The organism is Enterobacter sp. 342 (genome assembly GCF_036663495.1).
Classification (GTDB): Bacteria; Pseudomonadota; Gammaproteobacteria; order Enterobacterales; family Enterobacteriaceae; genus Enterobacter.
This window is the reverse complement of sequence record NZ_JAWUEI010000006.1, coordinates 1-14,298: the sequence shown is the minus strand read 5'-3', so window position 1 is coordinate 14,298 and position 14,298 is coordinate 1. Positions and strand designations below refer to the sequence as shown.

At 52.1% G+C, this 14,298-nt stretch carries 15 protein-coding genes; 9 read left to right on the top strand and 6 right to left on the bottom strand.

What is annotated here, in order from left to right:
- Window positions 1-15: 15 nt before the first annotated feature.
- On the top strand, window positions 16-702 hold the full coding sequence (locus V6E55_RS06660; RefSeq protein ID WP_236921561.1) for a GntR family transcriptional regulator: 687 nt from the start codon (window positions 16-18) through the stop codon (window positions 700-702).
- A gap of 305 nt (window positions 703-1,007) precedes the next feature.
- Window positions 1,008-1,211 carry a putative selenium delivery protein YdfZ gene (ydfZ, locus tag V6E55_RS06655; protein WP_014831738.1) on the top strand — a complete coding sequence of 68 codons (204 nt, stop codon included), beginning with the start codon at window positions 1,008-1,010 and terminating at the stop codon, window positions 1,209-1,211.
- Window positions 1,212-1,257: 46 nt separating this feature from the next.
- Here ydfZ and V6E55_RS06650 read toward each other — a convergent pair whose 3' ends face one another.
- From V6E55_RS06650 to V6E55_RS06630, 5 genes are all read right to left on the bottom strand, one after another.
- Complete coding sequence (locus V6E55_RS06650; RefSeq protein ID WP_316942420.1) at window positions 1,258-2,718, bottom strand: mannitol dehydrogenase family protein; 1,461 nt, start codon at window positions 2,716-2,718, stop codon at window positions 1,258-1,260.
- A 222-nt stretch (window positions 2,719-2,940) separates the two neighbouring features.
- Window positions 2,941-4,308, bottom strand: coding sequence for an MFS transporter (locus V6E55_RS06645; protein WP_316942419.1), 1,368 nt, complete (start codon window positions 4,306-4,308; stop codon window positions 2,941-2,943).
- 73 nt (window positions 4,309-4,381) lie between these two features.
- Window positions 4,382-5,401 (bottom strand): Zn-dependent oxidoreductase, encoded by a 1,020-nt coding sequence (locus V6E55_RS06640; RefSeq protein WP_316942418.1) that lies wholly within the window; start codon window positions 5,399-5,401, stop codon window positions 4,382-4,384.
- 14 nt (window positions 5,402-5,415) lie between these two features.
- Window positions 5,416-6,630, bottom strand: coding sequence for a D-mannonate dehydratase ManD (gene manD, locus V6E55_RS06635; RefSeq protein ID WP_236921566.1), 1,215 nt, complete (start codon window positions 6,628-6,630; stop codon window positions 5,416-5,418).
- 111 nt (window positions 6,631-6,741) lie between these two features.
- On the bottom strand, window positions 6,742-7,068 hold the full coding sequence (locus tag V6E55_RS06630) for a YnfA family protein (protein ID WP_028017572.1): 327 nt from the start codon (window positions 7,066-7,068) through the stop codon (window positions 6,742-6,744).
- 152 nt (window positions 7,069-7,220) lie between these two features.
- On the opposite strand from V6E55_RS06630, the gene V6E55_RS06625 reads away from it, so the two are divergent.
- Window positions 7,221-7,559: a DUF1283 family protein gene (locus V6E55_RS06625; protein ID WP_028017573.1), complete on the top strand. Its 339-nt coding sequence runs from the start codon at window positions 7,221-7,223 to the stop codon at window positions 7,557-7,559.
- The gene (speG, locus tag V6E55_RS06620; protein WP_316942417.1) at window positions 7,559-8,119 is read left to right on the top strand and encodes a spermidine N1-acetyltransferase; all 561 of its coding nucleotides are present in this window, start codon (window positions 7,559-7,561) and stop codon (window positions 8,117-8,119) included. Before V6E55_RS06625 ends, speG begins: the two co-directional genes overlap by 1 nt.
- Before the next feature lie 17 nt (window positions 8,120-8,136).
- Here speG and V6E55_RS06615 read toward each other — a convergent pair whose 3' ends face one another.
- The gene (locus V6E55_RS06615) at window positions 8,137-8,847 is read right to left on the bottom strand and encodes a YnfC family lipoprotein (protein ID WP_316942416.1); all 711 of its coding nucleotides are present in this window, start codon (window positions 8,845-8,847) and stop codon (window positions 8,137-8,139) included.
- Window positions 8,848-8,951: 104 nt separating this feature from the next.
- Here V6E55_RS06615 and V6E55_RS06610 point away from each other — a divergent pair, with 104 nt between their 5' ends.
- The 5 genes from V6E55_RS06610 to V6E55_RS06590 all read left to right on the top strand — a co-directional run bounded on the left by V6E55_RS06610 (window position 8,952) and on the right by V6E55_RS06590 (window position 14,268).
- Window positions 8,952-9,218: a DUF1161 domain-containing protein gene (locus tag V6E55_RS06610; RefSeq protein ID WP_028017576.1), complete on the top strand. Its 267-nt coding sequence runs from the start codon at window positions 8,952-8,954 to the stop codon at window positions 9,216-9,218.
- Between the two features lie 131 nt (window positions 9,219-9,349).
- The gene (gene ynfE / locus V6E55_RS06605; protein ID WP_316942415.1) at window positions 9,350-11,788 is read left to right on the top strand and encodes a selenate/tellurate reductase subunit YnfE; all 2,439 of its coding nucleotides are present in this window, start codon (window positions 9,350-9,352) and stop codon (window positions 11,786-11,788) included.
- 94 nt (window positions 11,789-11,882) lie between these two features.
- Window positions 11,883-12,497: a Tat proofreading chaperone DmsD gene (dmsD, locus tag V6E55_RS06600; RefSeq protein WP_316942414.1), complete on the top strand. Its 615-nt coding sequence runs from the start codon at window positions 11,883-11,885 to the stop codon at window positions 12,495-12,497.
- A 108-nt stretch (window positions 12,498-12,605) separates the two neighbouring features.
- A complete protein-coding gene (locus V6E55_RS06595; protein WP_316942413.1) occupies window positions 12,606-13,394 on the top strand; it encodes a phosphotransferase in 789 nt (262 codons plus the stop codon).
- A gap of 247 nt (window positions 13,395-13,641) precedes the next feature.
- Window positions 13,642-14,268, top strand: a complete 627-nt coding sequence (locus V6E55_RS06590; RefSeq protein WP_316942412.1) for a hypothetical protein — start codon at window positions 13,642-13,644, stop codon at window positions 14,266-14,268.
- Window positions 14,269-14,298 lie beyond the last annotated feature (30 nt).

Sequence of the window (14,298 nt, the reverse complement as noted above, 5' to 3'; positions counted from 1 at the left end):
GAGAAATGACAACTCATGGCCGCTGAATCGCAACTCAATCCCACCCAGCCTGTAAACCAGCAAATCTATCGCATTTTGCGACGTGATATTGTTCATTGCCTGATCCCGCCGGGTACACCACTTTCTGAAAAAGAGGTGTCCGTGCGTTTTGATGTTTCCCGTCAGCCAGTGCGCGAAGCGTTTATTAAGCTCGCAGAGAACGGGCTGATTCAGATCCGTCCGCAGCGTGGCAGTTACGTGAATAAAATTTCACTCTCTCAGGTGCGCAACGGCTGTTTCGTTCGTCAGGCCATTGAATGTGCAGTAGTGCGCCGTGCTGCAACGCTTATCAACGACAACCAGTGCTACCTGCTGGAGCAAAACCTGCATCAGCAGCGCATTGCGATTGACCGCAAACAGCTCAACGATTTCTTCCTGCTGGATGACGAATTCCACCAGAAACTGGCGCAAATTGCCGATTGCCAACTCGCCTGGGACACCATCGAGAACATTAAGGCCACCATCGACCGCGTGCGCTATATGAGCCTTGATCACGTTTCTCCGCCGGAAATGTTACTCCGCCAGCACCATGATATTTTTAATGCGCTTGAAAAGCGTGATGCAGACGGTGTGGAAAAAGCGATGACACTGCATTTGCAGGAAATTAGTGAATCTGTGCAGCTTATTCGCCAGGAAAATAGCGAATGGTTTAGCGAAGAGTAAATTCTGCATTTAAACCCGGCAGTTGAGTTTCACAAAGTTGGCTGCATAGCGTGCAGTCTTTTCGCTTATTTCCATTTCCCTCATATCACCAGACATCAATATTTCCCCGCCAAAACTATCAATAAACAAACGGTTCACAAGGTAAATTATCGCCGTGTTCCATTAGTGCTGACAATATTGAGAAAAAAGTGTGAGTTTGATCAAAAACAAAAACAAGAAAAGCTGACAGGCGTATTTATAGTGTCCCGTAAACGGTGAACGCTGAATTAGCGCCGTAACGGATAAGTTAGAGAGGAGAATATACCATGATGACATACGACCGTAACCGTAATGCAATCACTACTGGCAGCCGCGTCATGATTAACGGCACTGGCCATACTGGCGTCATTAAAGCGATCCATAGCGACGGTCTTGATGCCGCGCAAGTGCGTCGTAGCAAAACGGTGGAAGTGGAAGGATGCGAAGGTAAGTTCGAACCGATTGAACTGATTCGCCTGGGTATGCACTAAATTGTACCCGTACATGCCGCCGCGAACGGCGGCATGAGATGAATTATCATTGTGCTGCGTACTGCGCCACTGTGGCTTTTGCCCCCTTCTGTAGCAACGTCTGATACGCGCTCATCACCGCATCCACAAAGCCAGCCTCTTCAGGTAGCTCTCTGCCAAAAATAGCCTCGATGCCAAGCAGGGCTTTCACACGGCTTTCCCCCTCAGCACTTCCCTTCACTGCCGCCTGAATCGCGGCCAGTTGCGGATCGCTCACCTCAATGGCATTACCCTGCTCATCCACACCGCCGACATAACGCATCCAGCCAGCCACACCCAATGCCAGTAGCGGGAAGGGCTTTTGATGCACCAGGTGCCAGCGCACAGAATCCAGCATACGCTGCGGGAGCTTCTGGCTACCGTCCATCGCAATTTGCCAGGTTCGATGACGCAAGGCCGGGTTACTGTAGCGAGCAATCAGCAGATCGGCATAATGACCTAAATCGACGCCTTTCACTTTTAAGGTTGGTGCCTGCTCGTTGAGCATCAGCTTATGCGCGGCGAGGCGGTAATTCTCATCTTCCATGCAGTCGTTGATATGCTGGTAACCTGCCAGATAGCCAAGATATGCAAGGAATGAATGACTGCCATTGAGCATCCGCAGCTTCATCTCTTCAAACGGAATCACGTCTGACACGAGCTCAGCCCCGGCTTTTTCCCATTCAGGACGCCCGGCTACAAAGTTATCTTCAATTACCCACTGGCGGAACGGTTCACAGGCCACGGCCGCCGGGTCGCGTACGCCAGTCAGTTGTTCGATTTTATTCAGCGTTTCTGCCGTTACTGCAGGCACGATACGATCCACCATCGTTGACGGGAAGGTGACGCTGGACTCAATCCAGTCCGCCAGCTCACCATCGACAGCGCGAGCATAAGAACAGGTGACATTACGCATCACGTGGCCGTTCTCCGGCATGTTGTCGCAGGACATCACGCTGAAAGCAGGTAAACCCGCAGCTTTACGGCGCGCCAGTGCTTCAACTACTACCCCGGGTGCGGATGTCGGATGATGGGGGTTTTGCAGGTCAGCGGCAATTAACGGATGATCGAACATCAGTTGCCCGGTCGCGGGGGAGTGACAATACCCTTTCTCGGTGATTGTCAGCGAGACAATTGCCACCTGCGGTTCACACATCGCGGCCAGCACGGTCTCCAATCCGTCAACCTGTGCATGGAGTACTTTTTTGACCACTCCGACCACGCGAGATGTCCATGCATCGGCAGACATCTCCGCCACGGTATAGAGGTTATCCTGCGCGTTGAGATCGGCAATCTGCTGTTCGCCGCCAATCAGGTTTACTTCACAATAACCCCAGTTGCTGCCGTGTTCCGCTGCGAGAATGTCGGCATAAACCGCCTGATGTGCACGGTGAAATGCACCGAAGCCAAGATGAACAATGCGTGCCTTCAGGTCGTCGCGAGTGTACTGAGGAAGCGTGGCTTTCGCCTGTAATAACCGGTTTTCCATGATTAAGACTCGTTAAGTAGAACGCTGTGAACCACTGCCGCTCATTGACCAGAGCGGCAGCGCCTGCTGACTACACCAACTAGAATGGCAGTTGGGGTAAAAAAATAACTGCCATTAACCATACTGATACTTCAGTTTGAAATTTTGATTTATATTAACTTTTGTTCATGTGGTGTGACATACGCTAAAAGTTGTGTGACAAATTACTCAAGTTATAAACCATCAGTGCCGTGAGGAGACGGCTCCGTAGCTTACGGACTCTTCTGGCGCAACTTCCGCTGCATCTTGCGCCGCGCTCAGGTCGCGGTCACGCACTTCCGGCATCAGGAAAGCAGAAACCAGCCCAATCACGGAATAAGCCACCAGCATGGCGACAATCGGCCACCAGGAACCGGTCATATTGCAGAAGATCCCGGCCAGCACCGGACCAAACCCTACCGCCACCAGTCCACCCGCCTCTTTTGAAATAGCCATACGGGTAAAGCGATTACGTGAGCCAAACATCTCCGCCATAGTGATGTTTTCCAGTGCAAACAGCCCCAGAACAGCGAAATTATGGGTAACGATGATCGAGAGCATAATCACGCCCGGTGCATAACTCTTATCAACGATGATCGACAGCATCGGGTACGCCAGAATAATGGCGGAGATATTCAGGATAATGTACGGCAGACGACGACCCACTTTATCCGACAGCCAACCCAACAGTGGAATGGTGATAAACCCGAGAATTGAACTGATCATCAGCGCATCGGTGGGAATCGCTTTATTAAACAGCAACGTCTGGACCAGATAACCCGCAAGGAACGTCTGAATCAGACCTGAGTTACCCGCCTGACCAAAACGCAAACCTGTCGCCAGCCAGAAGGATTTGCTCTTAAACATGGCACCTAAAGATGTATCAGGAACCACGGTCTCTGTATCGCTGACTTTTTCAAATACCGGGCTCTCTTTGAGGTTCATCCGCAGCCAGATGGCGAAGATCATCACCACCACACTGGCAAGGAACGGTACGCGCCAGCCCCATGCGAGCAGCTGTTCACGATCGAGGGCAAAGAACATCACTGCCCAGATAGCCGTTGCGCTCAGCGTCCCGCAGTTGGTACCCATCGCCACCAGCGAGGAGATAATGCCGCGTTTCCCTTTCGGGGCATATTCCGCCAGCATGGTCCCGGCTCCGGAGATCTCTGCCCCGGCCCCCAGCCCCTGAATAATGCGCAGTGTCACTAACAGAACAGGTGCAAAAATCCCGATTTGCGCATAGGTCGGCAGGACACCGATGAGGGTGGTACAGATCCCCATCATCGTGATGGTGATGAACAACACCTTTTTACGGCCAATGCTGTCCCCCATTCTGCCAAAGATAAAGGCCCCGACGATGCGCGCAATATAACCTGCACCGTAGGTCCCCATCGCCAGGATCAGCGCCATCGCAGCAGACTGTTCCGGGAAGAAGATCTCATGGAATACCAGGGCAGCCCCCAGCGAGTAAAGCTGGAAATCCATAAACTCGAGAGCGGTGCCCAGCCAGCCGGAGACGGCGGCTTTCACCAGATCGGAGGTCGTTCTTTGAGGTTGTATTTGCGTCATAATGGCTATCTCTGAAAGGTAAGATGCGTACCACATAGAGCCTGTCTGCGCAGGCTCTTAACCGCGTGAATTATTATTTGTCGAATGTCAGCAAGACCTTGCAGCACTGCCGCTGATCTTTTTCAAACAGTTCGATGGCGTCTGTTACGTGGTGATAGTCAAAGGTGTGAGTAATCAATTTTTCAGGGTCGATAAGCCCCTTTTCCAGCCAGTCGATGACGACCGGGAATTTGTTGGCGTTCAGGCGTGAAGAGAAAATCGTCAGCTCTTTACCGGTAATGCCCTGCTGAGCAATCTGGCTCGGTTCGCTTGAGAAGCCCATCAGCACGATGCGCGCCGCCGGAGAGGCCAGCGTAATGGCTTCCTGCAAGATCGACGGATGACAGGCGGCATCAATGATTAACGTCGGTTTGATACCTTTTTCCTCCAGCGCAGCCTGTAAGGACTGTTCGCTGTTGTTAAATACCCAATCCGCACCACTGCGCTGGGCCATTGTCAGTCGCTCCTCAATACGGTCGACGACAATAACCTGTTTGACCTGATAGACCCCCTTCAGAGCCTGAACAGTGACCAGACCCATTGGACCTGCGCCGTAGATCAGGGCTACATCGTGTTCCGTCGGCTTTGCCTGCCCCGTCACGTTGGCGGCAATGGTAAAGGGTTCGACCATGACGGCATGTTTATCCGGGATCGCATCCGGGATGGGCCAGGCATTTTTAGCAGGTACTGCCGCATAGTCGCTGAAGCCGCCGTCACGGTGAACACCCAACACCACCAGCGAGATGCAGACGTTCGGTTTTCCCACCGAGCACGGATAACAATGTCCGCAACTGATCACCGGATCAACCGAGACGCGCTGGCCCAGACGCGAACTGTCGACGCCCTCGCCCACAGCATCAATGACGCCAAAAAACTCATGGCCAATCACACGTGGATACTTCGCAAACGGGTTATGGCCCCGGTAAATATGGCTGTCTGAGCCACAAATCCCGGCCAGTTTAATGCTGACACGCACTTCCCCGGCAGCAGGTTCCGGGCGCGGACGCTCTTCAATCACCAGTTGGTTCGGCTGCTGGATCACTATACTTTTCATCGTTCGCTCCTCACTTACCAGTTCCACAGCGTGCCGTCTTCAAGACGGGCCACCGGCAGATAGGCAGGGTCGTACGGATACTTCGCTGCCAGCTTTTCATCAAATTCAATGCCCAGGCCCGGCTTATCGCCTGGGTGCATATAACCATTATCAAAGCGCCAGCTGTGCGGGAAGACCTCCAGCATCTGTTCGGAATAGCCCATGTATTCCTGCACACCAAAGTTCGGCACCCACAGGTCGAAATGCAGCGCGGCCGCATGGCATACGGGCGAGAGATCCGACGGGCCGTGTGAACCGGTACGCACCTGGTAGAGCGAGGCAAAATCCGCTATGCGGCGCATCCCGGTGATCCCCCCCGCATGGGTAATGGTGGTACGGATATAGTCGATAAGCTGCTCTTCAATGAGCTGTTTGCAGTCCCAGATGCTGTTAAACACTTCACCCACCGCAATTGGCGTAACGGTGTGCTGGCGGATCAGGCGGAAGCACGCCTGATTTTCCGCAGGTGTAGGATCTTCCATCCAGAACATACGGAATTCTTCGATGCTTTTGCCGAAACGCGCCGCTTCGATGGGCGTCAGACGATGGTGCATGTCGTGCAGAAGATGTTCATTGAAACCAAATTTACTGCGTACCGCGTCAAACAGCTTTGGGGTGAAATCGAGGTATTTTTCGGTGGACCAAAGCTGCTCTTCCGGCCAGTTCCCTTTCGTGGCAGGCTCGTACGCCAGCCCTTTCCCTTTTGACATGCCGTAGGTGGTTTTCATGCCCGGCACGCCGCACTGAACGCGGATCGCTTTAAAGCCCATCTCTTTGTGGCGGGCATAATCTTCCAGCACATCGTCAAGGGTATGCCCGGTGGTGTGACAATAAACCATCACCCCTTCCCGGGAAGCTCCACCCAGCAACTGGTAGAGCGGCATGTTGGCGGCTTTGGCTTTGATGTCCCACAATGCCATATCCACGGCAGAGATGGCCGACATGGTAACCGGGCCACGACGCCAGTAAGCACCTTTATAGAAAAACTGCCAGATATCTTCGATGCGGTGGGCATCACGACCAATCAACTGCGGGCAGAGATGATCCTTCAGATAAGACGCAACGGAAAGTTCGCGCCCGTTCAGCGTGGCGTCGCCAAGACCGATAATCCCCTCGTCGGTAGTAATTTTAAGGGTGACAAAGTTCCGCCCCGGGCAGGTAACAAACACGTCAGCCGCGACAATCTTCATAATTCCTTTCCTTACATCGTTCGTTGTGATGCGGGAAATTTACTCAACTACACTACTACCATACAAGTATAATGATCATAAAATCAGCGAGTGGTCACAAAAACCGGGCGCTCAGGCGCGCCCCCATCCCGCAACAATAATCAGCATACCGCACAGGGCAATCAGCGCGCCGGCCCAGTCGTATGCGCTGAGTTTTACGCCATCCACCACGCGCAGCCACAGCAGTGCGGTACAGACATAGACCCCACCGTAAGCCGCATAGACACGACCACTGGCAGCCGGGTGTAGCGTTAACAGCCAGACAAAAAGCGCCAGCGCCACACCCGCCGGGATGAGCAACAACACCGTTCCGCCCTTCTTCAGCCAGAGCCAGGGCAAGAAGCAACCGATGATTTCACAGAGCGCGGTGGCGAAAAAAAGGAGTGTGGTTTTGATCATATTTAACGTCGTTTGAGGATTTATTTAGACATCATACCTGATGATGTCCTTTACTTTTCCATACCCTGGCTACGGGTATGACGTAATTTTACTTTGGTGTAGAATCTGAACGGGATAACGTGATTATCTGCACTCACTTAAAAGGAAACGCGATGACTACATTAAGCAAACGCCTTTGTCTGACAGCCCTGCTGGCGCTGTCATCGTTCGCCTTTGCCGCCTCTGCAACAGCGGAAACCAGTAAACTCGTTATTGAGTCTGGTGATAGCGCGCAGAGCCGCCAGAACGCCGCCATGGACAAAGAACAATGGAATGACACCCGCAACCTTCGTCAGAAGGTTAACAAACGTGCAGAAAAAGAGTGGGACAAAGAAGATGTCGCTTTTGACGCGCGTGACAAATGCCAGCAAAGTGCAAACGTTAATGCTTACTGGGAGCCAAATACCCTGCGCTGCCTGGATCGCCGTACTGGCCGCACGGTAGCGCCTTAATGTCAGCGCCCTGTGATATAAAACTCCGTCCGCTGGAGCGTGAGGATTTGCGCTTTGTCCACCAGCTCGATAACAACGCCAGCGTAATGCGCTACTGGTTCGAAGAGCCTTACGAGGCTTTTGTCGAGCTGTCCGATCTTTACGATAAGCACATACACGATCAGAGCGAACGTCGTTTTGTGGTGGAGTGTGGGGGTGAAAAAGCCGGGCTTGTGGAGCTGGTTGAAATCAACCACGTTCACCGTCGGGCAGAGTTTCAGATTATTATTTCACCTGAACATCAGGGAAAAGGTCTTGCTTCCCGTGCGGCTAAGCTGGCGATGGATTACGGATTCAACGTTCTGAATCTCTACAAGCTTTACCTGATTGTCGATAAAGAGAACGAAAAAGCGATTCACATCTACCGCAAGCTGGGCTTTATGGTGGAAGGTGAGTTGATTCATGAATTCTTCATCAACGGTGAATACCGCAATACCATTCGCATGTGCATCTTCCAGCACCAGCACCTGGCCGGACATAAACCGTCAGGCGCCAGCCTGCTGAAACCTACCGCGCAGTAACCTGCGCGGCTTTATGCTCAATAGTACTCAATCGTGTTTTTGATCGTGTATTTGCGCTCAACGGCGGGTTTGACGCTGTCGTCCGTGATCGTCAGCTCGCAGCTCACCGGATTATTGTGTCGATCATAGTCGCAGCTCTGCTTCACGTTGCCCAGGGGCTTGTCATTCAGCATGCTCACTGCCGAGTAATCCATTCTTTTGCGAACATCCTTAGACGGTGTCGACTGTACGGATAAATGCTGATCCCCGGAGACGGTGGTTTTACCCAGCGGGTAACCGTCCGCGTCATAGCGGTACTTCACCTCCATCTCTTTGCCGTGCGCAGCCACCACAAAACCGTTATCGTCTGTATCCCACGTCACCCCGGCTGACGGTAATTCTGCCAGCTGGCATTTCCCCTGCAGTTTCACTTTGCGCTGCTGAGTTTCCGCATCAAGGTAGTAGTTGGCATCCAGCACCAGCGCCACGCCGGTGTTAGCCTCGAGATCGTGCAGCTCCAGGGTATCGAAGCACCCTTCTGTCGACACGGTACCGGTGACCCGTTTAGACACTTCCCCTTTTTCGTTGAACAGCGTCTGGGTAAAGTCTTTGACCGGACCGCGCAGAGGGTCAAAATCAAACTCATTCGAAAAGCTCGCCATCTCGGGGGTAAACGACAGTGGCGCGGTGTTGTTATCACACCCCACCAGTGTCGCTGCCAGTAGCGTTATCGCTGCGTATTTATTCACATTCATTACCGTACAGAGAGATTATTCCCAATCATATTAGCAAATACAGTTGTTTACACGAAGCCTGCTAGAATTAATCTACACACAGAGAAAAGGAGCTACAGATGAAACGGCTACCCTGGATTACCGCCCTGCTGTTAATGAGTGCTTCAACGGCTGCCCTGGCAGCGCCTGATTCCTGCGAGCGCGTGAAAAGCGACATTCAGCAGAAAATCATCAACAACGGCGTGCCTGAATCAGGTTTTACCCTGAGCATTGTGCCAAACGACCAGGCCGACCAGCCGGGCACACAGGTGGTGGGCCATTGCGCCAACGACACCTTTAAAATTTTGTACACCCGTACAGGCAACGGGGCTGCGGAAGCTCAGTAATTTACCTTCAATCCCCTTTGATTTGATGAGGATTAATATTTAATACCCCCAAATAAGTAACACTCACCCCATCATTAGCCCGGTTGTAATCACGGGAAGAATAATACGCAATTATAATGATGGGATGAGCCATGTCCGATACTGAACATCACGGCGGAATTAGCCGTCGAACACTCGTGAAATCTACTGCCTTAGGTTCTCTGGCGCTCGCCGCCGGTGGGTTATCGTTGCCCTTTGGCGTGAAAAGTGCCGCCGCTGCGGTGCAAAACGCCATAAGCCCCGTGGAAGATAAAGTGGTCTGGGGCGCCTGCTCGGTCAACTGCGGTAGCCGCTGCGCATTGCGTCTGCACGTCCGTGACGACGAAGTGTACTGGGTCGAAACCGATAACACCGGTGAGGATATTTACGGTAATCACCAGGTTCGCGCCTGCCTGCGCGGGCGTTCTATTCGGCGTCGCATCAATCACCCTGACCGTCTGAACTACCCGATGAAACGCGTTGGCAAACGCGGTGAAGGCAAATTCGAGCGTATTTCGTGGGATGAAGCGCTGGATACGATCACCCACAACCTGAAAGGTGTGGTGGAGAAATACGGTAACGAGGCGGTTTACATTAACTACTCCTCCGGCATTGTCGGCGGCAATATCACCCGCTCCTCCCCTTACGCTTCGCTGGTCGCGCGCCTGATGAACTGTTACGGCGGTTTTCTGAGTCATTACGGCACCTACAGTACTGCGCAAATCGCCTGCGCGATGCCCTACACCTACGGCAGCAATGATGGCAACAGCACGTCTGACATCGAAAACACCAAACTGGTGGTGATGTTCGGCAATAACCCGGCTGAAACCCGCATGAGCGGCGGCGGAATTACGTATTACCTCGAGCAGGCTCGCGAGCGTTCCAATGCGCGCATGATCGTCATCGACCCGCGCTACACCGACACCGCAGCAGGACGTGAAGATGAATGGATCCCGATCCGTCCAGGTACCGATGCCGCACTGGTGGCAGGTATCGCCTGGGTATTAATCGACGAAAACCTGGTTGACCAACCTTTCCTGGACAAATACTGCGTTGGCTACGACGAAAAAACGCTCCCGGAAGGCGCTCCCGCTAACGGTCACTACAAAGGGTATATTCTCGGCCAGGGCGACGACCAAACAGCCAAGACCCCGGAGTGGGCTTCGCGCATTACGGGCATACCGGCAGACCGCATCATTAAGCTTGCACGCGAAATTGGCTCCGCAAAACCGGCCTGTATCTGTCAGGGCTGGGGGCCACAACGTCAGGCTAACGGCGAGCTGACAGCCCGCGCCATCGCCATGTTACCGATTTTAACCGGAAACGTGGGGATCAACGGCGGTAACAGCGGCGCGCGTGAGTCGACGTATACCATCACCATCGAACGTATGCCGTTGCCGGATAACCCGGTAAAAACGCAAATCTCCTGCTTTAGCTGGACGGATGCCATCGCCCGTGGGCCGGAAATGACCGCCCTGCGCGACGGCGTTCGCGGTAAAGATAAACTTGATGTGCCCATCAAATTTATCTGGAACTATGCGGGCAACACTATCATCAACCAGCACTCGGATATCAACAAAACCCACGACATCCTGCAGGACGAAACCAGGTGCGAAACCATCGTGGTGGTCGACAACTTTATGACGTCGTCGGCGAAATACGCCGATATCCTGCTGCCGGATCTCATGACCGTCGAGCAGGAAGACATCATTCCCAATGATTACGCCGGGAACATGGGTTACCTGATTTTCCTTCAGCCCGTGACCGCACCGAAGTTTGAACGCAAGCCTATCTACTGGATCATGAGCGAGGTGGCGAAACGTCTTGGGCCTGATATTCACCAGAAATTCACCGAAGGCCGTACCCAGGAACAGTGGCTACAGTATCTGTATGCCAAAATGCTCGAAAAAGATCCGCAACTGCCGTCGTATGACGAACTGAAACAAATGGGTATTTATAAGCGCAAAGATCCCAATGGGCACTTTGTGGCTTATAAAAAATTCCGCGACAACCCGGAGGCTAACCCGCTGAAAACCCCTTCGGGTAAGATTGAAATTTACTCCAGCAAACTTGCGGAGATTGCGGCAACCTGGGAGCTGGCCAAAGATGAAACCATCAGCCCTCTTCCGGTTTACGCTTCGACGTTTGACGGTTGGGATGCTCCCGAACGCACCCAATTCCCGCTGCAGCTGTTCGGTTTCCATTTCAAAGCCCGTACCCATTCGAGCTATGGCAACGTCGACGTGCTGAAAGCGGCTTGCCGTCAGGAGGTCTGGATTAATCCTGTTGATGCAGAAAAACGTGGCATTAAAAACGGCGATACAGTGCGCGTCTTTAACGATCGCGGTGAGGTGAGAATTGAAGCGAAAGTCACACCACGCATCATGCCCGGCGTAAGTGCCATGGGCCAGGGAGCCTGGCACGACGCCAATATGAACGGCGACCGTATCGACCACGGCTCTTGCATCAACACACTGACAACTCACCGCCCGTCACCACTGGCAAAAGGCAATCCTCAGCATACCAATCTGGTGCAGATCGAGAAGGTGTAGTCAGTAAAGTGAGTGACCGTGGTTTATTCTATGTTTTGTATTATCGGTTAACACAATCGCGCGGGTAAACACCCGTGCGAGCAAGGAAGGTTTAATGAAAGACGTATCGCATCGTGAATCGTTAGCGTTTAGCGCCCGGGTACTGGGCGCGCTGTTTTATTTTTCTCCTGACAGCAAGCAGGCTGCACCGTTGGTACAAGCCCTTTGTGCTGGTGAATGGGTTCAGGACTGGCCTCTGCCACCGGAAACGCTGCTGCCTGTTGCCGATACGTTTGCCTTATCTTCCGATGAGCCGCTGACGGACGCCTGGCAACGGCTGTTTATCGGCCCTTACGCACTGCCCGCGCCACCGTGGGGTTCCGTCTGGCTGGATCGTGAATCAGTCCTGTTTGGCGACTCGACTCTCGCGCTGCGCCAGTGGATGCGGGAAAACAATATCGCTTTTGAGATGCAGCAGAACGAACCGGAAGATCATTTCGGTACCGTGCTGCTACTGGCGGCGTGGCTGGCCGAGAATGGCCGCGAGGCGCAGTGCGACCAGCTTCTGGCATGGCATCTGTTGCCGTGGAGTACCCGCTTCCTGTCGGTGTTTGTCGACAACGCCGGGCATCCGTTTTATACCGCGCTGGGCAAGCTTGCACAGCTGACGCTTGCGGACTGGCAATCAAGGCTAATTATTCCGGTAGCGGAAAAAACGCTCTACCGCTAAGGGCTGTGGCTTGTTTATGGTTGAAGGGTTGGCTGTAGTTCACGTAAAACGCTCAAACTGCAGTAGACTCAAAACCAGTGCAACCCACTCATTCTTAAGAGATAGTGTATGTCTGCCACGGATTTATCAAAAATGGGCACTGCGCACGTGGCACTCAATGTAAGTGACTGCGGTCATACCGTTATTGAGAAATATCCAGTTGGCGAGGTGGAGTACCGTTTCTATCAAGACGTTGCAACGGAGCTTAATCAGGCAGGAATTGCGACCCCAAAGCTCTTTTCTGCTGATGCTTCCATGCGTATGTTAAGAATGGAATATATTCCTCACAAGGTTGAACAGAACGATGTCGCAGATGATGACGCCATCATTATGCTGGGACGCTTGCACTGTTTCCCTGCGAATTCTGACTGGCGCTACCACACTCATTTATGGTCAGAACGCGCGCTCGAAAAAGCCCTCATGCTCCTGGCATTACCTGATAAAACTGCGCAGCAGCTACGGCTTTTTCAGAAATGTAGTGATGTTTTGTTTGGCAACCAAAACCTGGTATCAGGCGATAGCAATGCCGGCAATTGGGGAAGAAGAGAAAACGGTGATTTAGTTCTTTTCGACTGGGAAAGATTTGGAAAAGGAAGTGCCGCTATCGACCTTGCGCCTCTGATAAAAGGCCTGGGAACGAAGCGAGCGTTTATTGATATTTCTAAACGCTATTGCCAGTTCTCTTTCCATTACGATGCTAATACGTTAGCGAGAGAAATTGCCATTGCCAAAGCATGGATTGTCACCGAAGTCATTGTGCTGCTCAATGAACGGCAAAAAGCAGCATTTCCCTTGTATCTCAACTGGTATAGAGAACATCTTCCAGACTGGTTGGATGATGTCGTCAAAATGCTATGAATGAACAATGACCTGGGTACAGACAAAGATGTCTGCTCTGTGCCAAGAGCGGACGTTATTAACTGAACGTAGATTTAATTTTAGGTGTAGATCAATAGCCTCTTTTTCCACACAACATAATGCTTAAACCATTTTTAAACGGCAGGTAAATCAAAGTAGAATGCTTGTAAACGCTCAGTTACGCGGTGCGTGACAAATCGGTTATGCAACCTCAAAGTGAACGTACTACATTCTGACAGGAAGAATTATGGCTCATATCAGCGCCGTCGTAACCCTACGACCAATTCGATTCGCATTCCTCGTTAAACCTAATGACAGTAAACGGTTACTGGAAATCTTCCAAATAAACACATGCCTTTGGGGCGGTAAATTTAACCCTATCATTCCAATTTTTGGCCATGTGCCTAAATGGTGGGATAGGGATGACTACAAACCTGAGAGCGCTTTGCAGATCGTCAATGGCTATCTTGATGCTTTCGAACCTGATTTCCTTGTAGAAGCTGAAGCAGGGCTGGCTAAAGGGTTTGGCTATGACCCAGACCGAGTACTGCAACTTTCAGCCATGCTAAGGCGATCTGATGAACTGCGGGGTCAAGCTGGGCTTGATGTCTTCGACCTATATAAAGATCTGTATAAGAAACAATTTCAATTCGTGCGTCGACATGAGCACAATATCGTGGAACTCATACCTCGGACGAATGCATTGAAGTCGTTCTGTGCTTGCCTATCTGGCAGCTTCCCTGAGGATGAAGACCTTAAATATTTTGGCCAAGGGTTCTGTGATGCTTTTGATCCCAAACAGGTTGAATTATCCCCAGAAGCTCTAGGGAAGGTGCGAATAAGCAGGTCATTTCTTCCCAAGCTGACTCGCTGATTAAAATTTCGCGGATCTGGGCCGATTTTT